Source organism: Pseudomonas putida (genome assembly GCF_025905425.1).
GTDB lineage: Bacteria > Pseudomonadota > Gammaproteobacteria > Pseudomonadales > Pseudomonadaceae > Aquipseudomonas > Aquipseudomonas putida_AF.
In genome coordinates this window covers 3,861,517-3,882,277 of record NZ_CP109603.1, presented here as the reverse complement: position 1 = coordinate 3,882,277, position 20,761 = coordinate 3,861,517, and the positions used below count along the sequence as shown (strand labels likewise).

17 protein-coding genes are annotated in these 20,761 nt (G+C 64.0%); 10 read left to right on the top strand and 7 right to left on the bottom strand.

Features of this window, described 5'->3' with window-relative positions:
* The first annotated feature begins 52 nt into the window (after positions 1 to 52).
* Positions 53 to 241: a carbon storage regulator CsrA gene (gene csrA / locus OGV19_RS17280; RefSeq protein ID WP_264309865.1), complete on the top strand. Its 189-nt coding sequence runs from the start codon at positions 53 to 55 to the stop codon at positions 239 to 241.
* Between the two features lie 5 nt (positions 242 to 246).
* Here the strand turns inward: csrA and OGV19_RS17275 are convergent, their stop codons facing one another.
* From OGV19_RS17275 to mnmC, 5 genes are all read right to left on the bottom strand, one after another.
* The gene (locus OGV19_RS17275) at positions 247 to 474 is read right to left on the bottom strand and encodes a YheU family protein (protein ID WP_016501031.1); all 228 of its coding nucleotides are present in this window, start codon (positions 472 to 474) and stop codon (positions 247 to 249) included.
* An 82-nt stretch (positions 475 to 556) separates the two neighbouring features.
* Positions 557 to 1,741: an osmoprotectant NAGGN system M42 family peptidase gene (locus OGV19_RS17270; RefSeq protein WP_264309864.1), complete on the bottom strand. Its 1,185-nt coding sequence runs from the start codon at positions 1,739 to 1,741 to the stop codon at positions 557 to 559.
* Positions 1,742 to 1,859: 118 nt separating this feature from the next.
* The gene (gene ngg, locus OGV19_RS17265) at positions 1,860 to 3,605 is read right to left on the bottom strand and encodes an N-acetylglutaminylglutamine synthetase (protein ID WP_264309863.1); all 1,746 of its coding nucleotides are present in this window, start codon (positions 3,603 to 3,605) and stop codon (positions 1,860 to 1,862) included.
* A gap of 3 nt (positions 3,606 to 3,608) precedes the next feature.
* Positions 3,609 to 5,396, bottom strand: a complete 1,788-nt coding sequence (locus OGV19_RS17260; RefSeq protein WP_264309862.1) for an N-acetylglutaminylglutamine amidotransferase — start codon at positions 5,394 to 5,396, stop codon at positions 3,609 to 3,611.
* Positions 5,397 to 5,570: 174 nt separating this feature from the next.
* A complete protein-coding gene (mnmC, locus tag OGV19_RS17255) occupies positions 5,571 to 7,538 on the bottom strand; it encodes a bifunctional tRNA (5-methylaminomethyl-2-thiouridine)(34)-methyltransferase MnmC2/FAD-dependent 5-carboxymethylaminomethyl-2-thiouridine(34) oxidoreductase MnmC1 (RefSeq protein WP_264309861.1) in 1,968 nt (655 codons plus the stop codon).
* A gap of 121 nt (positions 7,539 to 7,659) precedes the next feature.
* Between mnmC and pap the strand changes: the two genes are divergently transcribed.
* Both pap and OGV19_RS17245 read left to right on the top strand, forming a co-directional pair.
* Positions 7,660 to 9,153 (top strand): polyphosphate:AMP phosphotransferase, encoded by a 1,494-nt coding sequence (gene pap, locus OGV19_RS17250; RefSeq protein ID WP_264309860.1) that lies wholly within the window; start codon positions 7,660 to 7,662, stop codon positions 9,151 to 9,153.
* Between the two features lie 125 nt (positions 9,154 to 9,278).
* The gene (locus OGV19_RS17245) at positions 9,279 to 10,241 is read left to right on the top strand and encodes a DMT family transporter (protein WP_264309859.1); all 963 of its coding nucleotides are present in this window, start codon (positions 9,279 to 9,281) and stop codon (positions 10,239 to 10,241) included.
* Between the two features lie 126 nt (positions 10,242 to 10,367).
* Here OGV19_RS17245 and OGV19_RS17240 read toward each other — a convergent pair whose 3' ends face one another.
* Positions 10,368 to 11,762 carry a class II fumarate hydratase gene (locus OGV19_RS17240; protein WP_264309858.1) on the bottom strand — a complete coding sequence of 465 codons (1,395 nt, stop codon included), beginning with the start codon at positions 11,760 to 11,762 and terminating at the stop codon, positions 10,368 to 10,370.
* A gap of 154 nt (positions 11,763 to 11,916) precedes the next feature.
* Here OGV19_RS17240 and OGV19_RS17235 point away from each other — a divergent pair, with 154 nt between their 5' ends.
* From OGV19_RS17235 to OGV19_RS17205, 7 genes are all read left to right on the top strand, one after another.
* Positions 11,917 to 12,438 carry a DUF2059 domain-containing protein gene (locus OGV19_RS17235; RefSeq protein ID WP_264309857.1) on the top strand — a complete coding sequence of 174 codons (522 nt, stop codon included), beginning with the start codon at positions 11,917 to 11,919 and terminating at the stop codon, positions 12,436 to 12,438.
* 10 nt (positions 12,439 to 12,448) lie between these two features.
* Positions 12,449 to 12,745: a BolA family protein gene (locus OGV19_RS17230; protein WP_264309856.1), complete on the top strand. Its 297-nt coding sequence runs from the start codon at positions 12,449 to 12,451 to the stop codon at positions 12,743 to 12,745.
* Positions 12,746 to 12,939: 194 nt separating this feature from the next.
* Positions 12,940 to 13,872: an oxygen-dependent tRNA uridine(34) hydroxylase TrhO gene (locus tag OGV19_RS17225; RefSeq protein WP_264309855.1), complete on the top strand. Its 933-nt coding sequence runs from the start codon at positions 12,940 to 12,942 to the stop codon at positions 13,870 to 13,872.
* A 3-nt stretch (positions 13,873 to 13,875) separates the two neighbouring features.
* On the top strand, positions 13,876 to 14,508 hold the full coding sequence (locus OGV19_RS17220; protein ID WP_264309854.1) for a DsbA family protein: 633 nt from the start codon (positions 13,876 to 13,878) through the stop codon (positions 14,506 to 14,508).
* Positions 14,501 to 16,333 carry an ABC transporter ATP-binding protein gene (locus OGV19_RS17215; RefSeq protein WP_264309853.1) on the top strand — a complete coding sequence of 611 codons (1,833 nt, stop codon included), beginning with the start codon at positions 14,501 to 14,503 and terminating at the stop codon, positions 16,331 to 16,333. Before OGV19_RS17220 ends, OGV19_RS17215 begins: the two co-directional genes overlap by 8 nt.
* 128 nt (positions 16,334 to 16,461) lie before the next feature.
* A complete protein-coding gene (locus OGV19_RS17210; RefSeq protein ID WP_264309852.1) occupies positions 16,462 to 18,918 on the top strand; it encodes an EAL domain-containing protein in 2,457 nt (818 codons plus the stop codon).
* A gap of 62 nt (positions 18,919 to 18,980) precedes the next feature.
* Positions 18,981 to 19,766, top strand: coding sequence for an iron-containing redox enzyme family protein (locus tag OGV19_RS17205; protein WP_264309851.1), 786 nt, complete (start codon positions 18,981 to 18,983; stop codon positions 19,764 to 19,766).
* 124 nt (positions 19,767 to 19,890) lie between these two features.
* Here the strand turns inward: OGV19_RS17205 and OGV19_RS17200 are convergent, their stop codons facing one another.
* Positions 19,891 to 20,631, bottom strand: coding sequence for a YciK family oxidoreductase (locus OGV19_RS17200; RefSeq protein WP_264309850.1), 741 nt, complete (start codon positions 20,629 to 20,631; stop codon positions 19,891 to 19,893).
* Positions 20,632 to 20,761 lie beyond the last annotated feature (130 nt).

Below are 20,761 nucleotides of genomic sequence, written 5' to 3'. Positions count from 1 at the left end.
CTTATGTACCCGAGGCAGTCTCCGGTTTTCCCTTACGCTGGAGGATCGGATCATGCTGGTAATAGGGCGCGCAGTTGGCGAAGTCATCACCATTGGCGATGACATCCGCATCATGGTGGTAGAGACACGGGACGGGATGGTGCGTTTCGGGGTGAGTGCGCCCCGCGAGGTGCCGGTGCACCGCGCCGAGGTATACAAGCGCATCAAGGAGGGGGAGGAGCGCAAGGGGTGTGGCGCGTGAGGGCGTCAGTCGAGCAGCTCGCGTGGCACATCATGTTTGGCCAGGAGCTGGCATTGCTGGCTTTCCGGGTCAAACAGGATGAACGCCTGGCCCTTGGCCAACGCCTGGCGCACCCGCAACACGCGGGTTTCCAGGGGGGTATCGTCGCCGTTGTCGGTGCCGTCGCGGGTGACGAAGTCTTCGATCAGCAGGGTCAGGGTTTCGGCTTGCAGTTGGTCGTAGGGGATTAGCATGGTGGGCGATTCTGGGGAGTTGAGTGTGGGCATGCTACGCGAAACGTTCGAGAATTTGGGGCCGCTGTGCGGCCCCAAAATATCAGCCTTTATTCCCAACCAGGCTATCCACCGCCGGCACCCGTGTATCGCTCTCCATCTGCGCATCGTGCTCAAGCTGATGGCTGAAACGCTCGAGTGAGGCGTTGGCCGGCTGCGAGTCGCTGGCAAACACCGGTGGGCTCAGCAGGTACGCCGACAGCAACCGGCTGAGCGCCGCCAGGCTGTCTATATGGGTGCGCTCGTAGCCGTGCGTGGCATCGCAACCGAATGCCACCAGCGCGGTACGGATGTCATGCCCGGCCGTCACCGCTGAGTGGGCGTCGCTGAAGTAGTAGCGGAACAGGTCGCGCCTGACCGGCAAATCGTGGTCGCCCGCCAGTTTTAGCAGATGACGTGACAGGTGGTAGTCATAAGGCCCCGAGGAGTCCTGCATGGCCACGCTCACCGCATGCTCGCTGGAGGCTTGCCCTGGCGCCACCGGGGCAATGTCGATGCCGACGAACTCGCTGACGTCCCAGGGCAAGGCCCCTGCGGCGCCAGAGCCGGTTTCTTCGGTGATGGTGAACAGCGGGTGGCAGTCGATCAGCGGCTGTCGGCCACTTTCCACCACCGCCTTGAGCGCCGCCAGCAACGCGGCCACACCGGCCTTGTCGTCCAGGTGGCGGGCACTGATGTGGCCGCTTTCGGTGAACTCCGGCAACGGGTCGAACGCCACGAAATCGCCGATCGATACCCCCAGGGCTTCGCAGTCGGCGCGGGTCGCGCAGTAGGCGTCCAGGCGCACCTCGACGTGGTCCCAGCTGACCGGCATTTGGTCGATGGCGGTGTTGAAGGCATGCCCGCTGGCCATGAGTGGCAACACGCTGCCACGCAACACACCGGTGTCGGTGAACACACTGACCCGGCTGCCCTCGGCAAAACGGCTTGACCAGCAGCCTACCGGTGCCAGGGCCAGGCGGCCGTTGTCCTGCAACTGACGCACGCTGGCGCCGATGGTATCCAGGTGCGCGGAGACGGCGCGGTCGGGTGAGGTTTGCCGCCCCTTGAGGGTGGCGCGGATGGTGCCACGGCGCGTTAGCTCGAAGGGGATGCCCAGTTCATCCAGGCGTTCGGCCACGTAACGCACGATGGTGTCGGTGAAGCCGGTGGGGCTGGGGATGGCGAGCATCTCCAGCAGCACGCGTTTGAGGTAGTCGAGGTCGGGTTCGGGGTGGTGTTCGGACATGGGTACTCCTTACTGGCCTCTTCGCGGGGCAAGCCCGCTCCCACAGGTACCCCACAACACTCAAGAGCGGTGGGTCCCTGTGGGAGCGGGCTTGCCCCGCGAAAGGGCCATCATTGATTTACGCCAATCCCCGGCTATGCGGGAACAACAGGTCGATAAACCGCTCAGCCGTCGGCTGCGGTTCATGGTTGGCCAGGCCGGCGCGTTCGTTGGCCTCGATGATCACGTAATCCGCCTGTTCGGCATCACGCACCATGAAGTCCAACCCCACCACCGGGATCTCCAGCGCCCGTGCAGCCCGTACTGCGGCATCGGCCAGCACCGGGTGCAGGCGTTCAGTAACATCCTCCAGGGTGCCGCCGGTGTGCAGGTTGGCGGTACGCCGCACCGCCAGGCGCTGCCCGACAGGCAATACGTCGTCATAGCCCAGCCCCGCCGCGCGCAGGGTGCGCTCGGTTTCATCGTCGAGCGGGATGCGGCTCTCGCCACCGGTCGCTGCCTGGCGCCTGCGGCTTTGGGCTTCGATCAGCGCGCGGATGTCGTGCTTGCCATCACCCACTACTTGGGCCGGGTGGCGTATGGCAGCCGCCACCACTTCAAAGCCGATCACCACGATGCGCAGGTCCAGGCCTGCGTGGAAGCTCTCCAGCAGCACACGGCTGTCGAACTGCCGAGCGTGCTCCACCGCCTGGGTGATGTCTTCGAGGGTGGTGAGGTTCACCGCCACCCCTTGGCCTTGTTCGCCATCCACCGGTTTGACCACGACCGCGCCATGCTCGTCGAGAAACGCCAGGTTGTCGTCGGCATTGCCCGCCAGTTGCTGGGCCGGTACACGCAGCCCGGCGTTGCTCAACGCATGCTGGGTCAGGCGCTTGTCCTGGCACAGGGTCATGGTCACGGCGCTGGTCAGGTCGCTCAAAGACTCGCGGCAGCGAATGCGGCGCCCGCCCAGGTTCAAGGTGAACAGCCCGCCTGCGGCGTCGTCGACCTGCACCTCGATACCACGGCGCAGTGCCTCGTCGACGATGATCCGCGCATAGGGGTTGAGCCCCGCCTCGGGGCCTGGGCCGAGGAACAAGCGTTCGTTGATGCCGTTCTTGCGCTTGACGGCGAAGGTCGGCAGGTTGCGAAACCCGAGTTTTTCGTACAAGCGCTTGGCCTGGCGGTTGTCATGCAGCACCGACAGGTCCAGGTAGGCCAGGCCACGGCTCATGCAGTGCTCAATCAGGTGACGCACCAGCACTTCACCCACGCCCGGGCGGGTGCAGTGCGGGTCGACGGCCAGGCACCACAGGCTGCTGCCGTGCTCGGGGTCGTCGAACGCCTTGCAATGGTTCAGGCCCATCACGCTGCCGATCACCGCGCCACTGTCTTCATCCTCGGCCAGCCAGTAGACCGGCCCACCCAGGTGACGTGGGGTGAGCCGCTCGGGGTCGACCGGCAACATGCCGCGTGCCTGGTAGAGGGTGTTGATCGCCTGCCAGTCCGCCGGGTTTTGCGCCCGTCGCACGCGAAAACCACGGAACACCCGCTGCGCTGGGCGGTAGTCGGTAAACCACAGGCGCAGGGTGTCGGAGGGGTCGAGAAACAACTGCTGCGGCGCCTGGGCCAGCAACTGCTGCGGCGCGGCCACGTACAGGGCGATGTCGCGCTCGCCAGGCCGCTCGTCGAGCAGGGCTTCGGCGAGCGTGACCGGGTCGGGGTAGGTGTGACCGATCAGCAGCCGCCCCCAGCCACAGTGCACGGCACGTGGCTGGTCGTGGGGCTCGCTGCCATCGCCGGCCAGGCGCGCCTGCAAGCGCTCGTAGGACGGTGCCTGGCCGCGCAACAAGCGCTGGCCGTAGGCGATTTCGTGGGCTTTCATCGGTCAGATTCCTTGTTCGCTCAGCCACAGGTTGAGCGCCGCCAGCTGCCATAACTTGGAGCCCCGCAAGGGGGTCAACTGGCCATGCGGATTGCTCAGCAGGCGGTCGAGCATGGCCGGGTTGAACAGCCCTCGGTCCTGGCTGGGGTCGGTCAGCAGTTCGCGCACCCAATCCAGCGTCGCGCCTTCCAGGTGCTTGAGGCCAGGGACCGGGAAGTAACCCTTCTTGCGGTCGATCACCTCATGCGGGATCACCCGCCGGGCAGCCTGTTTGAGCACCTGCTTGCCACCGTCGGGCAGCTTGAAGCGTGCCGGGATGCGGGCCGACAGTTCCACCAGGCGGTAATCGAGGAACGGCGTACGCGCTTCCAGGCCCCAGGCCATGGTCATGTTGTCGACGCGTTTGACCGGGTCGTCGACCAGCATCACCGTGCTGTCCAGGCGCAGGGCCTTGTCTACCGGGTGGCGGGCGCCAGGGCGGGCGAAGTGCTCGCGGACAAAATCGCCGGCCGCGTCGGTTTCCAGCAGCCAGGGTGCTTGCACGGTGTCCCGGTACTCGGCGTGGCTGCGGTCGAAGAACGCGTCGCGGTAAGCGCCAAAGGCATCCTCGGCGCCATCGACCTGCGGGTACCAGTGGTAGCCGGCGAACAGCTCGTCCGCGCCCTGGCCGCTTTGCACGCCTTTGCAGTGCTTGGCCACTTCCCGCGACAGCAGGTAGAAGGCAATGCAGTCATGGCTGACCATGGGCTCGCTCATGGTGTGGAACGCAGCCGGCAGTTGCTCGATGATTTCGTGCTCGGCAATGCGCAGCTGGTGGTGGCGGGTGCCGTAGTGGCGGGCGATGAGGTCGGAATACTCGAACTCGTTGCCACGCTCGCCGCCGGCATCCTCGAAGCCGATGGAGAAGGTCGACAAGTCGTCCACACCGGCTTCACGCAGCAGGCCGACCAGCAAGCTGGAGTCGACACCGCCGGACAACAGTACCCCGACATCCACCGCGGCGCGCTGGCGGATCGCCACGGCATCGCGCGTCGCGTCGAGCACGCGGGTGGTCCAGTCTTCCAGGTCCAGTTCACGCTCGTCCGGGTGGGTGCCGTACTGCAGTTGCCACCAGGTCTGGCGTTGGACTTCGCCGTGGCGGTCGACGCGCATCCAGGTGCCGGGCTCAAGCTTTTGCACATTGGCCAGCAGGGTGCGCGGGGCGGGTACCACGGCGTGGAAGTTCAAGTAGTGGTTGAGCGCCACCGGGTCGATCACCGGGTCAATGTCGCCGCCCTTGAGCAGCGCCGGCAGCGTTGAGGCGAAGCGCAGGCGCTCACCGTTGCGCGACAGGTAAAGGGGTTTGACGCCGAGGCGGTCGCGGGCCAGGAACAGGCGCTGGTTGTCGCGCTCCCAGATGGCCAGGGCGAACATGCCGTTGAGCTTGGGCAGCAAGGCCGCGCCCCAGGCGTGGTAGCCCTTGAGCAGCACTTCGGTATCGCCGTCGGACCAGAAGGTGTAGCCCAGGTCCTGCAGCTCCTGGCGCAGTTCGGGGAAGTTGTAGATGGCGCCGTTGAAGGCCAGCGAGAGGCCCAGGGTATTGTCGACCATCGGCTGAGCCGAGCCGTCGGACAAATCCATGATTTTCAGCCGGCGGTGGCCGAGGGCGATCGGCCCCTGGCTATGAAAGCCCCAGGCGTCCGGGCCGCGAGGCGCCAGATGGTGGGTGATGCGCTCCACCGCAGCCAGGTCGGCCGGGCGTGGGGCTTGGTCGATGGGGGTGAAACGTAACTCTCCTGCTAATCCGCACATAAGTCCTTACCGGTTTTTCCGTTGGGGAGGCGGTGCCCAGAATCAGGGCGCCGTAAGGAACTGACCGGTGAGGTTTGCAGGAGTTTTAGAACGATCTGTTATATGGGGCGCTTGGCTGGGGGGGGCGCTCGATCTCACAGCCGCAATCTATCTCCCGCCATGCCCCCAGCCCTCTCACTTCCCCCGAATCAGCTTGCGCAAGGCAAACCGGTTCGGATGGCAAGCCTCAGCCACTGCCCGAGGTACCGGCAAAGGCTCCCCGCACACCCAGGCCGCAATCAATTCACCCGCCAGCGGCGCCGTGATCAACCCCCTCGACCCATGCCCGCTGTTCACATACAGCCCGTCGAGCCAAGGGCACTCCACCTCCGGCACCTGCCGCGCATCCTTGCTCAGTGCGGCGTAGGCTTCGATAAACGCCTGCGGGTCGGCCATCGGCCCGACGATCGGCAGGTAATCCGGGCTGGTGCAGCGAAACGCTGCGCGGCCCTGCAACTGCTCAGGGTCGAGCGCGGCAGTACTCAGGCGCTGCGCCAGGTCCGTGGAGATTTCATCCAGCAGCGCCAGGTTGCCCTTGTGCTCGGCAACGGTCGGCGCCAGGTCTTCGCTGTGGAAATCGAAGCTTGCGCCCAGCGTGTGTTCGCCTTCCCGAGGCGGTGCCACATAACCGTCCGCGCACACCACGGTGCGCAGGGCGCGGCTGCTGGCGGTCGCCGGCAAGCGGGTGATTTGCCCACGGATGCGTTTGAGCGGCAGCTGTGCACAGGGTGCGAAACGCCGTACATCGGCGGCGCCTGCCAGCACCACCAGGGGGGCGCTGGCCAGCAGGCGCTCGCCATCCCAGGCCTGCCACAGGTCATCGACCTTGCGCAGTTCCACCACCTCATGGTGCCCCAGCAGTTGAATCCCGGGGTGCTGCAACTGCGCCTGGCACAAGGCCGGTGGATGTACCCAGCCGCCTTGCGGATAGAACAGGCCGCCCGCCGGCAATGCCACACCGGCAATGGCCTCGGCCTCTTCACGTTCCAGCGAGCGCAACAGGTCAGGGTCAAAGGCTGCGGCCAGCTTGCCCTGGCGTTCGGCCTCCTTGCTGTCGAACGCCAACTGCAGCACGCCGCAGGCATCCCAGTCGCGGCCACGCTGCAGGCGCTCAAGCTGGCGCCTGGTATAACCAAAGCCGGCCAGGATCATCTGCGAAAGGGCCGTGCCATGGGCGGACAGCTTGAGGTACAGCACCCCTTGCGGGTTGCCCGAGGCTTCGCGGGCGGGGGCATCGTGACGCTCCAGTACCGTGACCTGCCAGCCACGCCTGGCCAGGCTGGCGGCAGTGGCGCTGCCGGCGAGCCCGGCCCCGATCACCAGGGCCTGGCGTGGCCCCGCCTCACAGTGCGGGCGGCCATACCAGGGCACGTACTGACGTGTGGCTGCCGGCCCGGTGTAGGCGCCGCTCATTACCTCCCATTTCTTGCCGATGCCCGGCACCTTCTTCATGGCGAAGCCGGCTTCGACCAGGCTGCGTCGCACCCAGCCGGTGGTGGTGAAGGTGCCCAGCACGGTACCCGCGTGCGACAGCCGCGCCAGTTGCGCGAACAGCGCTGGGGTCCACATGTCGGGGTTCTTGGCCGGGGCGAAGCCATCGAGGAACCACACATCGATCTGTGCATCGAGCTGCGGCAGTTGTTCGAGCACGTCGCCGATCAACAGCGTCAGGGTGACCCGACCGTTGTCGAAGGTGAACTGCTGGAACCCCGGGTGCACGGCCACGTACTGCTCCAGCAGCGGCTCGGTATAGGCCGCCAGTTCTGGCCACAGGCGCACTGCGCGGGCCATGTCATCGTGGCCGAGGGGGTACTTCTCGACGCTGACGAAATGCAGGCGGGCGTCGCTAGGCGCTTGTTCGTTGAACAACTGCCAGGCGCAGAAAAAGTTCATGCCGGTGCCAAAACCGGTCTCGCCGATGACCAGGCAGGCGTGCGGCGCCAGCTCGGCGAAGCGTTCGCCCAGACGGGTCTGGCCGAGGAAGACGTGTTTGGTTTCTTCGATGCCTTCGTTGACGGCGAAGTACACATCGTCGTACTGCCGCGAATGGGGGCGGCCCTGGTCGTCCCAGTCGATCTGGGCATGCTGGAGGAGGGTGGACATGGTGGGCTCGGTTGCAGCGGATGCCGGGATTTTATGCCATCTGCGCTTTTTGCGCTGGTCGCTCGGACACAGCCACGGCACAAATCCGCTAGTCTTGTTTATCCATTGAAGGAGCCACTGCATGTTCGAATCCGCTGAAATCGGTCACAGCATCGACAAGGAGGCTTACGACGCCGAGGTACCCGCTTTACGCGAGGCCCTGCTCGAAGCCCAGTACGAACTCAAGCAGCAGGCGCGCTTTCCGGTGATCGTGCTGATCAACGGCATCGAAGGCGCTGGCAAGGGCGAGACGGTCAAGCTGCTCAACGAGTGGATGGACCCGCGCATGATTGATGTACTCACCTTCGACCAGCAGACCGACGAGGAGCTCGCCCGGCCGCCGGCCTGGCGCTACTGGCGGGCCTTGCCACCGAAGGGGCGGATGGGGGTTTTCTTTGGCAACTGGTACAGCCAGATGCTGCAGGGGCGTGTGCATGGGGTGTTCAAGGACGCCGTGCTCGATCAGGCCATTACCGGTGCCGAACGGCTGGAGCAGATGCTGTGTGACGAAGGCGCGCTGATTATCAAGTTCTGGTTTCACCTGTCCAAAAAACAGATGAAAGCCCGTCTCAAGGCGCTCAAGGATGACCCGTTGCACAGCTGGCGCATCAGCCCGCTGGACTGGCAACAGTCCGAGACCTACGACCGCTTCGTGCGCTTTGGCGAGCGTGTGCTGCGCCGCACCAGCCGTGACTACGCGCCCTGGCACGTGATCGAGGGGGCCGACCCGCATTACCGCAGCCTGGCGGTAGGGCGCATTCTGCTGGACGGCCTGCAAGCAGCCCTCGCCAACAACCCCAAGGGCAAGCACCAAGGTAACGTCGCGCCGCTGGGGCGCAGCATCGACCAACGCAGCCTGATCGGTGCCCTGGACATGACCCTGCGCCTGGACAAGCAGGATTACCAGGAGCAACTGGTGACCGAGCAGGCGCGCCTGGCCGGCCTGCTGCGCCACAAGCACATGCGTCGGCATGCGCTGGTGGCGGTGTTCGAAGGCAACGACGCGGCCGGCAAGGGCGGTGCCATCCGCCGCGTGGCGGCCGCGCTGGACCCGCGCCAATACCGTATCGTACCGATTGCCGCGCCCAGCGAAGACGAGCGCGCGCAACCGTACCTGTGGCGTTTCTGGCGGCAGATTCCGGCGCGGGGCAAGTTCACCATCTTCGACCGGTCCTGGTATGGCCGGGTGTTGGTGGAGCGGGTCGAGGGGTTCTGCAGCCCGGCCGACTGGATGCGTGCCTACAGCGAGATCAATGATTTCGAAGAGCAGTTGGTGAATGCGGGCGTGGTGGTGGTGAAGTTCTGGCTAGCGATCGACCAGCAGACCCAACTGGAACGCTTCGAAGAGCGTGAACAGATCCCCTTCAAACGCTACAAGATCACCGAAGACGACTGGCGCAACCGCGAGAAGTGGGACCTGTATACCGAGGCGGTGGGCGACATGGTCGACCGTACCAGCAGCGAGATCGCGCCGTGGACACTGGTCGAGGCCAATGACAAACGCTGGGCGCGGGTGAAGGTATTGCGCACCATCAACGAGGCGCTGGAAGCGGCGTTTGCCAAGGACAAGAAATAGTTGCCTGTTCAGCCATGCCACGGTGGAATGACCTGATGAATTCTTTTCCCGGCTTATCCCCCCGCTGCCTGCCGCCAAGCCCGTAGAATCCAACCACCCCCACCACGGGCTTGATCGAGGGCTTTATGCACACCACTTCCGGACGCTGGGTCTATGGCCTGTTCCTGGCACTTCTGACCGCGCTGCTGTGGGGCATCCTGCCGATCAAGCTCAAACAGGTGCTGCAGGTGATGGACCCAGTCACCGTCACCTGGTACCGCCTGCTGGTGTCCGGCGGGCTGTTGTCCGCCTGGCTGGCGGCCAATCGCCGGCTGCCATCGTTCGGCAAGCTCGGGCGCAAGGGCAAAGGGCTGGTGGCCGTGGCCGTACTTGGCCTGATGGGCAACTACGTGCTGTACCTGATTGGCCTCAAGCTGCTCAGCCCGGGCACCGCGCAACTGGTGGTACAGGTCGGCCCGGTGTTGCTGCTGGTGGCCAGCGTACTCGTGTTCAAGGAGCGTTTCAGCCTGGGGCAGGGGCTGGGCCTGGTGATTCTGGTCGGCGGTTTCGGCCTGTTCTTCAACCAGCGCCTGGAAGAGCTGCTGACCTCGCTCGGCACGTACACCACCGGGGTTTTGACCATTTTGTTGGCGACCAGCATCTGGGTCTTCTACGCCCTGAGCCAGAAACAGCTACTGACGGTATGGCACTCGCAGCAGGTGATGATGGTGATCTACCTGTGCTGCGCCGCGCTGCTGACGCCTTGGGTGCATCCATTGGAAGCGCTGCAATTGACGCCGCTGCAAGGCTGGCTGCTGCTGGCCTGTTGCCTGAATACCCTGGTGGCCTATGGCGCCTTTGCCGAGGCACTGGCGCATTGGGAAGCCTCGCGGGTGAGCGCGACGTTGGCGCTGACCCCACTGGTGACCTTTGTGGCGGTGGCGCTGGCGGCTTGGATGTGGCCGGCGTATGTGCATGCCGAGGACATCAATGCCCTGGGGTATGTTGGCGCGCTGACGGTGGTGCTGGGGTCGGCGCTGGTGGCGCTCGGGCCTTCGTTGGTTGCGGGGTGGCGCGCAAGAAAGGCGCGGTTGGCACAGGTTAATTGATGACCTGTTCCGGCCTCTTCGCGGGGCAAGCCCGCTCCCACAGGTTGACCGCAGCATTCGAGCCTGTGGTGATACCAGTGGGAGCGGGCTTGCCCCGCGAAGAGGCCGGAACAGGCACCCGCTAAATCAGCCCTTGCCACCCGGTGCCAGCATGTTCTCCGGCCTGACCCACTGATCGAACTGCTCATTGGTCAGGTACTTCAACTCCAACGCCGCCTCGCGCAGGGTCTTGCCTTCGGCATAGGCCTTTTTGGCAATTTCCGCCGCCTTGTCATAGCCAATGTGCGGGTTCAGTGCCGTTACCAGCATCAACCCCTGTTCCAGGTGCGCCGCCATCTGCTCGGCATCCGGCTCGATCCCGGCCACGCAGTGCTGCTGGAAGTTGCGGCAGCCGTCGGCCAGCAATTCCACCGACTGCAACAGGTTGTGGATGATCACCGGCTTGAACACGTTCAATTGCAAGTGACCCTGGCTTGCGGCAAAACCGATCGCAGCATCGTTGCCCAGCACCTGGCAGGCCAGCATGGACAGCGCCTCGCACTGGGTCGGGTTGACCTTGCCAGGCATGATCGAGCTGCCCGGCTCGTTGGCCGGCAGGCGTACTTCTGCCAGCCCCGTGCGCGGGCCAGAGCCAAGCAGGCGCAAGTCGTTGGCGATTTTCATCAAGGCAACAGCCAGGGTCTTCAGCGCCCCCGCCAGGCTGGTCAGCGGTTCATGGCCGGCAAGGGCTGCGAACTTGTTGGGCGCGGTGACGAAAGGTAGCCCGGAAAGCGCGGCCAGCTCGGCGGCGATGGCTTCGGCGAAGCCGTGTGGCGCGTTCAGCCCGGTGCCGACGGCCGTGCCGCCCTGGGCCAGCTCGCAGACCGGCGGCAGGGTAGCGCGGATGGCGCGCTGGGCGTAATCAAGCTGGGCGACGAAGGCGGAAACTTCCTGGCCGAAGGTGATCGGCGTGGCGTCCATCATGTGTGTGCGGCCGGTCTTGACCAGTTTTTGGTGGCGCGCTGACAGTTCGGACAGCCCCGCGGACAGCTCGGCGATCGCCGGCAGCAGTCTTTCATGTACCGCCTGGGCAGCGGCAATGTGCATGGCAGTGGGGAAGCAGTCGTTGGAACTCTGCGAGCGGTTGACGTGATCGTTGGGGTGTACGGGCGCCTTGCCGCCACGGCCTTGGCCGGCCAGCTCGTTGGCGCGGCCGGCGATGACTTCGTTGACGTTCATGTTGCTCTGGGTGCCACTGCCGGTCTGCCAGACCACCAGCGGGAACTGATCGTCATGCTGGCCGTCGAGCACTTCGTCGGCGGCCTGCTCGATCAACCGGGCGATTTCAGCCGGCAGGTCGCCGTTGCGATCATTGACCCGTGCCGCGGCTTTCTTGATCAGTGCCAGGGCGTGCAGCACCGCGAGCGGCATGCGTTCCTTGCCAATGGCGAAGTTGATCAGCGACCGCTGGGTCTGCGCACCCCAGTAGGCGTCGTCAGGAACTTCGACCGGGCCCAGGCTGTCTGTCTCGATACGGCTCATTCTGCGCTCACTCCTTTGTGGTTCGAAATCGCAGTTTAGGCCCTGATTCGACAGAGCGGTTCCATCGCTCGTCGTACCCACTTGAGCACATCGCCACCACAGCGCAGAATGCTCTACTCTGAGGTACCCGCCTCCCTCTTTTGAAGGAAATGCAATGACCCGTCTCCGTGTCCTCTGTGCCGCCGTCGCCCTGGCCTGTGCCAGCGGCCAGGTACTCGCTGCCACCCCAGCCCACAACGCTGCCGCCGAGAAATTCCTGACCCTGGCCAACGCCGACAAACTGGGCACTCCGGTCTATATGCAAGTCCAACAGATGTTCGCCCAGCGCTTCGCCCAGACCAAGGCACCTGCCGCCAAGCAGCCGGTGCTGCAAAGCTACCAGGCCAAGGCCAACGCCGCCCTGGACAGCGCCATCGGCTGGAACAAGCTGAAGCCGAAAATGGTCGACCTGTACACCGCGACCTTCACCGAGGCCGAGCTCAAGGACCTGGTCAAGTTCTACGAGTCGCCGCTGGGCAAGAAAGTCCTGCGCGAAATGCCCAAGGTTACCCAGCAGTCGGCCCAGCTGACCCAGCAGAGCCTGGAGCCTGCGGTACCGGTGGTGAACAAGCTGCTCGAAGACATGACCAAAGAGCTTGACCCGAACGCTGGCAAGGCCGCCCCCGCCAAAAAGTGAGTAACGCGAGATGAGCATGCAGCACCGCATCGAGCAGCAACTGGCAACGCTGGCGCCGCAACACCTGGAAGTGCTCAATGAAAGTCACATGCACAGTCGTGGTCAGGAGACCCACTACAAGGCAGTGATCGTCAGCGAGCAGTTTGCCGGGCTGAACAGCGTCAAGCGTCACCAGAAGGTCTACGCCACCATGGGCGAGCTGATGGGCCAGATCCATGCCCTGGCCATTCACACCTACACCGCTGAAGAGTGGGCCAAGGTCGGTGTCGCACCGGCCTCGCCGGTGTGTGCAGGCGGCGGGCACTGATTCCTTTTTGCCGTTCTGGTAGAATCCGCAAAAATCCCAAAAGGGGGCCGCTTTGCGGCCCATCGCAGGCAAGCCAGCTCCCACACCCTGTACCTGTGGGCGCTGGCTTGCCTGCGATGGGCTGCAAAGCAGCCCCCTGTTTTTGTTACCCCGGTCCGCCCCTTACGAGGGCAACCACCTGGAGATTCACGTTCATGTCACAACCGATCGTCGTCGCGGCGCTGTACAAATTCGTCACCCTGCAAGACTACGTCGAGCTGCGCGAGCCGCTGCTCAAGGCCATGCTCGACAATGACGTCAAAGGCACCCTGCTGCTGGCCAACGAAGGCATCAATGGCACCGTGTCGGCCACCCGCGAAGGCATCGACGGCCTGCTCGCCTGGCTGCGCAATGACCCGCGCCTGGTGGATGTCGACCACAAGGAATCCTACTGCGACGAGCAGCCGTTCTACCGCACCAAGGTCAAGCTCAAGAAAGAGATCGTCACCCTCGGTGTGGCGGGCGTGGACCCCAACCAGCAGGTGGGCACCTACGTCGAGCCCAAGGACTGGAACGCCCTGATCAGTGACCCTGAAGTGCTGCTGATCGATACCCGTAACGACTACGAAGTGGCCATTGGCACCTTCAAGGGCGCCCTCGACCCCAAGACCGAGACCTTCCGCGAGTTCCCCGAGTACATCAAGGCCAACTTCGACCCGAGCAAGCACAAGAAGGTGGCGATGTTCTGCACCGGTGGCATCCGTTGCGAAAAAGCCTCCAGCTACATGCTCGGTGAAGGCTTCGAGGCGGTCTATCATCTTAAAGGAGGCGTGCTGAAGTACTTCGAGGAAGTGCCTCAGGAAGAAAGCCTGTGGGATGGCGACTGCTTCGTGTTCGACAACCGCGTCACGGTGCGTCATGACCTGAGCGAGGGCGAGTACGACCAGTGCCACGCTTGCCGCCACCCGATCAACGCACAAGAGCGTGCGTCCGAGCACTACTCGCCAGGTGTGAGCTGCCCGCACTGCTGGGACAGCCTGAGCGAGAAGACTCGCCGCAGCGCCATTGACCGGCAGAAGCAGATCGAGCTGGCCAAGGCGCGCAACTTGCCGCACCCGATCGGTTACAACTACAAAGCCGAGGCCTGATGCATGTCTGCACGCCTGCTTTATGTGATGGACCCGATGTGCTCCTGGTGCTGGGGTTTCGCGCCGGTGGCCGCGGCCCTGATCGCCCAGGCACGTGAAGCCGGCGTGCCGACCCGCCTGGTGCCGGGTGGCCTGCGCACCGGCGGCAGCGCCCTGGATGCGTCGACCCGCAAGTACATCCTCGAGCATTGGCAAGCGGTGGCCGACGCCACCGGTCAGCCGTTTCGTTTCGAGGGCGCCATGCCCGAAGGCTTTGTCTACGACACCGAGCCTGCCTGCCGCGCCCTGGTCACTGCCCGCGAGCTGGATGCCGAGCGCGTCTGGCCCCTGCTGGCGCTGATCCAGCGCTCGTTCTACGAGGCCGGTGTCGACGTCACCACCGCGCCGCACCTGGTTGAACTGGCCGAACAGGCAGGCTTTGACCGTGCGGCATTCGCTGAGGCCTTTACCCGCGCCGACACGCGTACGGCCACCGCCGCCGATTTCGGTTGGGCGCAGGGCCTGGGCATCGCCGGGTTCCCCACCCTGCTGGCCGAGCGCAATGGCCAGTTGGCCTTGCTGACCAACGGCTACCAGCCGCTGGAGCGCCTGCAACCCTTGCTCGGCCGTTGGCTGCAGCAGGCCGCCTGTGCTTGATGTGCCTGGGTCGCCCGACCCTGTGCCAGGGAAGCCTCACAGTGCGGCCGATCGACTGAGCTGGGCGGAAATCCGCCGCCTGGCGTTGCATCACAAGAAAAACCTCTGGTCCGCCAACCTGATTGCCGTGCTCGCGGCCTGCTGCAGCGTGCCGATTCCCTTGCTGCTGCCGCTGTTGGTGGACGAAGTGCTGCTCGGCCACGGCGATGCCGCGCTGAAGTGGATGAACCAGCTGCTGCCGGCCAACTGGCAGGTCGCGGCGGGCTACATCGGCCTGATGCTGGCACTGACGCTTTGCCTGCGCCTGGCCGCCCTGGCCTTCAACGTGGTGCAGGCCAAGCTGTTCGCCGGGCTGGCCAAGGACATCGTCTACCGCCTGCGCATCCGCCTGATCGAACGGCTCAAGCGGATTTCCCTCAAGGAGTACGAAAGCCTGGGCAGCGGCACGGTGACGACGCACCTTGTCACCGACCTGGACACCCTCGACAAGTTCGTCGGTGAAACCCTCAGCCGCTTCCTCGTGGCCATGCTGACCCTGACCGGCACGGCGGCGATCCTGATCTGGATGCACTGGCAGCTGGCGTTGCTGATCCTGTTGTTCAACCCGCTGGTGATCTACTTCACCGTGCAGTTGGGCAAGCGGGTCAAGCACCTGAAGAAGCTTGAAAACGACAGCACCGCACGCTTTACCCAGGCGCTGTCGGAAACCCTCGATGCGATCCAGGAAATCCGTGCCAGCAACCGTCAGGGTTACTTCCTCGGTCGGCTTGGCTTGCGCGCGCGGGAAGTGCGCGACTACGCCGTGGACTCGCAATGGAAGAGCGATGCCAGTGGCCGCGCCAGTGGGTTGTTGTTCCAGTTCGGCATCGACATCTTCCGCGCCGCGGCAATGCTCACCGTGCTGTTCTCCGACCTGTCGATTGGCCAGATGCTGGCCGTGTTCAGCTACCTGTGGTTCATGATCGGGCCGGTTGAGCAACTGCTCAACCTGCAATACGCCTACTATGCCGCTGGCGGTGCCCTGAGCCGGCTCAACGAGTTGCTGGCGCGGGCCGACGAGCCGCAGTACCCGGCGGCCAGTGACCCGTTCGCGGGCCGCGAGACAGTGGGCATCGAGGTGCGCGACCTGCGGTTCGCCTATGCTGACGAGCCGGTGCTCGAACACCTCGACCTGTCCATCGCCCCAGGTGAGAAGGTGGCCATCGTGGGCGCCAGCGGGGGCGGCAAGAGCACCCTGGTGCAGTTGCTGCTGGGCCTGTACAGCGCCCAGGCGGGGACCATCCGCTTTGGCGGTGCCAGCCTGCAGGAGATCGGCCTGGAGACCCTGCGCGAAAACGTCGCGGTTGTGCTGCAGCATCCGTCGCTGTTCAACGACAGCGTGCGCGCCAACCTGACCATGGGCCGCGAGTGCAGCGACGAAGCCTGCTGGCAGGCGCTGCGCATTGCCCAGCTGGACGCCACCATTGCCGCCTTGCCACAAGGCCTGGACAGCGTGGTCGGGCGTTCCGGTGTGCGCTTGTCCGGTGGTCAGCGGCAACGGCTGGCCATTGCCCGGATGGTGTTGGCCGAACCCAAGGTGGTGATCCTCGACGAAGCCACTTCGGCGCTCGATGCCGCCACCGAATACAACCTGCACAAAGCCCTGGCACGCTTCCTCAATGGCCGCACCACGCTGATCATCGCCCACCGTCTATCGGCGGTGAAGCAAGCGGACCGGGTGCTGGTGTTCGACGGTGGGCATGTGGCTGAAGATGGCGACCATCAACAGCTGATTGCCGAGGGTGGGTTGTACGCAAAACTGTACGGGCACCTGCAGCAGACCTGAGGCGCTTGGTGGCGGTGCAAACCGCCCGATTCCTTGTCATAAAAAACCCCTCCGCACAGATGGCAAATGGCCTACGCTGTGCTTGTCTGGGTTGATTCGAGCCTTATCTGCTCTGTGACAGGGAATCCATGAAGGGACATCGCACTCTAGAAGCGCCGAAGCTGCTCGGTATCATCTGGCCCTTCATCGCCGTCGTGGTTTTCCAGGCGGCGCTGGGCAGTCTCAGCCTTTATACGCTATCGGCGGTGCGGGCTTATGTGGCGGGCGAGAGCTTGTGGTCCAAGGCTCAAAAGGATGCCATCTACTACCTCAACCTATACGCCGACAACCGCGATGAGGGCACGTACCAGCGCTACCGCCAGGCCATCACCGTGCCCCGCGGCGATCATCAACTGCGCGTGGTGCTCGATCAGCCCAACCCCGACCTGAACGCCGCACGCGAAGCCGTGCTGCAAGGCGGCAACCACCCCGACGACGTCGAACGCATCATCTGGTTTTATCGCAATTTCCGCAGCATCAGCTACATGCAGACGGCCATCGACTATTGGGACATTGGCGACAGGTACCTGGGCCAGCTGGACGTGCTTGCGGGTGAAATGCGCAAAGGGTTTGCCCGTGGCCAGGTCGATGACCGCACGATCGCCGATTGGCAGGCCCGCATCGTCACCATCAACGAAGGTGTCACCCCGGCCGCCAAGGCCTTCAGCGATGCGCTGGGAGAGGGGTCGCGCATGGTGCTGCGGGTGCTAATGATCACCAACCTGCTCACCGCGCTGTTTCTCATCACCATCGCCTGGCGCCGTTCCAGCAAGCTGCTGGCGCAGCGCCAGGCGTTCGCCAATGCCCTGCAAGAAGAAAAGGAGCGGGCGCAGATCACCTTGCAGGCGATTGGCGATGCGGTCATTACCGCCGATGTAGAGGGTTGCATCGGCTATATGAACCCGGCCGCCGAACAGCTTACCCACTGGCAGGCGGGCCAGGCCCAGGGCCTTTCGCTTTCCGCGTTATTCAGCCTGGTGGACGAGCAGGCCGAAGAGGATGGCCGAAGCTTGGTCGAGCAGGTGCTCAGTGGCAGTCTGAGGGGCGGCGCCGAGCACGCCAGGCTGATCCAGCGCCTGGATGGCAGCACCGTGTCGATCAACCTGGTGGGGTCGCCCATTCTCAATGACGGGCAGGTCAGCGGTATCGTGCTGGTGCTGCACGACATGACCCAGGAGCGCCAGTACATCGCCAACCTGTCCTGGCAGGCGACCCATGATGCCTTGACCGGCCTGGCCAACCGCCGCGAATTCGAGTACCGCCTGGAACAAGCGCTCAATGGCCTGGCGCGCCAGGCTGGGCGGCATTCGTTGATGTTTCTGGACCTGGACCAGTTCAAGCTGGTCAATGACACCTGTGGCCATGCCGCCGGCGATGAGCTGCTACGCCATATCTGCGCCGTGTTGCAGTCGGGCCTGCGCGAAGGCGATACCCTGGCTCGGCTGGGCGGTGACGAATTCGGCGTGCTGCTGGAAAACTGCCCGCCGGATCAGGCCGAGCGTATTGCCGAGCAGTTGCGTCAGATGGTTCAGAGCCTGCATTTTGTGTGGAAGGGGCGGCCGTTCGTCACCACCGTGAGCATTGGCCTGGTGAACCTAGCGCAGGCCCCCGCCACGCTGGAAGCCTCGTTGCGTGCTGCCGACATGGCCTGCTACATGGCCAAGGAAAAAGGCCGCAACCGGGTTCAGGTGTATCACGCCGACGACAGCGAGCTGTCCATGCGCTTTGGCGAGATGGCCTGGATCCAGCGCTTGCATGTGGCGCTGGAAGAAAACCGCTTCTGCCTGTATGCCCAGGAAATCGCCGCACTGAAGGTCATCGAAGGCCCTGGCCATATCGAGATCCTGCTGCGCCTGCATGACGAGAGCGGCCGTACCATCCTGCCCAGCAGTTTCATCCCGGCAGCCGAGCGCTATGGCTTGATGACCGCCCTCGACCGCTGGGTGGTGCGCAATGTGTTTCAGGTCATTCGCCAGTGCCTGGACGAAGGGCGTGAAGGCCCGCTGTCCATGTGCGCGATCAACTTGTCGGGGTCGAGTATCGGTGACGACAAGTTCCTCGAGTACCTGCAGCGCTTGTTCGTCGAGTACGCTATCCCGCCGCGGATGATCTGTTTCGAGATCACCGAAACCAGCGCCATTGCCAACCTTGGCAGTGCCATTCGCTTTATCAATGAGCTGAAAGGGCTGGGTTGCCGGTTCTCGCTCGACGACTTCTGTGCCGGCATGTCGTCGTTCGCCTATTTGAAGCATTTACCTGTGGATTTTCTGAAGATCGACGGCAGTTTCGTCAAAGACATGCTAGATGATCCGATCAATCGAGCCATGGTCGAGGTCATCAACCATATCGGCCATGTGATGGGTAAACGGACCATTGCCGAGTTTGTCGAAACCCCTTTGATCGAGCAGGCCCTGCAGGAAATCGGTGTGGATTACGCCCAGGGCTATCTGATCGAGCGCCCTCAGGTGTTCACCTGTGACAGTCTGCAGCGCCAGCGGATCGCCGCAAGGCCTCTGTTGCAACGGGCACCTGGCACGTTTCGCTAGCTAGACAGCGGCTTTCGCTGACACAAAACGTCCGAAAAATCACAAGGATCAAGGAGCTCAAAGTGATTGATGCATTCGTTCGTATCGGGCCATTGATGGACCCCGCCAGTTACCCTCAATGGGCCCAGCAACTGATTGAAGAGTGCCGTGAGAGCAAGCGCCGGGTGGTGGAGCATGAGCTTTACGAACGCCTGCGCGATGGTCAGCTCAAACCCTCGACCATTCGTCAGTACCTGATCGGTGGCTGGCCGGTGGTCGAGCAATTCTCGCTGTACATGGCCCACAACCTGACCAAAACCCGCTATGGCCGGCACCCTGGCGAAGACATGGCGCGGCGCTGGTTGATGCGCAACATCCGCGTCGAACTCAACCATGCCGACTACTGGGTGCATTGGTGTCATGCCCATGGCGTTCATTTGCACCAGCTGCAGGCTCAGGAAGTGCCGCCTGAGTTGAACGGGCTCAATGACTGGTGCTGGCGGGTGTGCGCCACCGAGAACCTGGCGATTTCCATGGCGGCCACCAACTACGCCATCGAAGGCGCGACCGGAGAATGGTCGGCGGTGGTGTGCGCGAGTGACACCTACGCCATGGGCTTCCCTGAGGATCAGCGCAAGCGCGCCATGAAGTGGCTGAAAATGCATGCGCAGTATGACGATGCGCATCCGTGGGAAGCGCTGGAAATCATCTGTACCTTGGCGGGGGAGAACCCGACGCTGGGGCTGCGTACCGAATTGCGCCGGGCGATCTGCAAGAGTTACGACTGCATGTACCTGTTTCTGGAACGCTGCATGCAGCTGGAGGGGCGTCAGCAGGGGCGGGTGCGGCCGGCGTTGGTAGCTGGCTGAGGGTTCACCGGTACCGGCCTCTTGGCGGGCCCGCTCCCACAGGGTTGTCACTGCCTTTTGGCATCGTGCAAATCCTGTGGGGGCGGGCTTGCCCGTGAAGAGGCCAGCACCGGCAACCCACAAATCACTGCGCGTTGAACGCCTGCCCATTCACCCCGGTACTGTCCGGCCCCATCAGGTACAGGTACACTGGCAAGATCTCCTCAGGCAGCGGGTTGTTCAGCGGGTTCTCGCTGGGGTAGGCCTGGGCCCGCATCGCCGTGCGCGTGGCGCCTGGGTTGATGCTGTTCGAGCGCACCGGCGCAACCCCTTCCAATTCGTCGGCCAAGGTCTGCATCAGGCCTTCGGTGGCGAACTTCGAGACACCGTAGGCACCCCAGTAGGCCCGGCCTTTACGCCCGACACTGCTGGAGGTGAACACCACTGAGGCATCCTCCGACAGCTTGAGCAGCGGTAGCAGGGTGCTGGTGAGCATGAAGGTGGCATCGACGTTGATGTGCATCACACGCATGAAGTTGTCACCCGACAACTGCTCCAGGGGTGTGCGCGGGCCGATGATCGAGGCGTTGTTGAGCAAGCCGTCGAGGCGCCCGAACTGGTCTTCGATCATGACCGCCAGCTCGTCGTACTGGTGGGGCAGGGCGGTTTCCAGGTTGAACGGGATGACCACCGGTTGTGGGTGCCCGGCGGCCTCGATCTGGTCGTAGACCTCGTTGAGGTTGGCCTCGGTCTTGCCCAGCAGCAGCACGGTGGCACCCAGTGCAGCGTAGGCCTTGGCGGCAGCGGCACCGATGCCGCGGCCGGCACCGGTGATCAGGATGACCCGGCCTTGCAGCAGGTCGGGACGGGCGGTGTAGTCGAACATCAGATTTTTCCCTTGTTCATTGGGCTGTGCCGTTCCTTGTGGGAGCGGGCTTGCCCCGCGAAGCAGGCGGCGCGGAGGATGGCACGGGCTTCGCCCGTGTTCGCGGGGCAAGCCCGCTCCCACAGGCCCT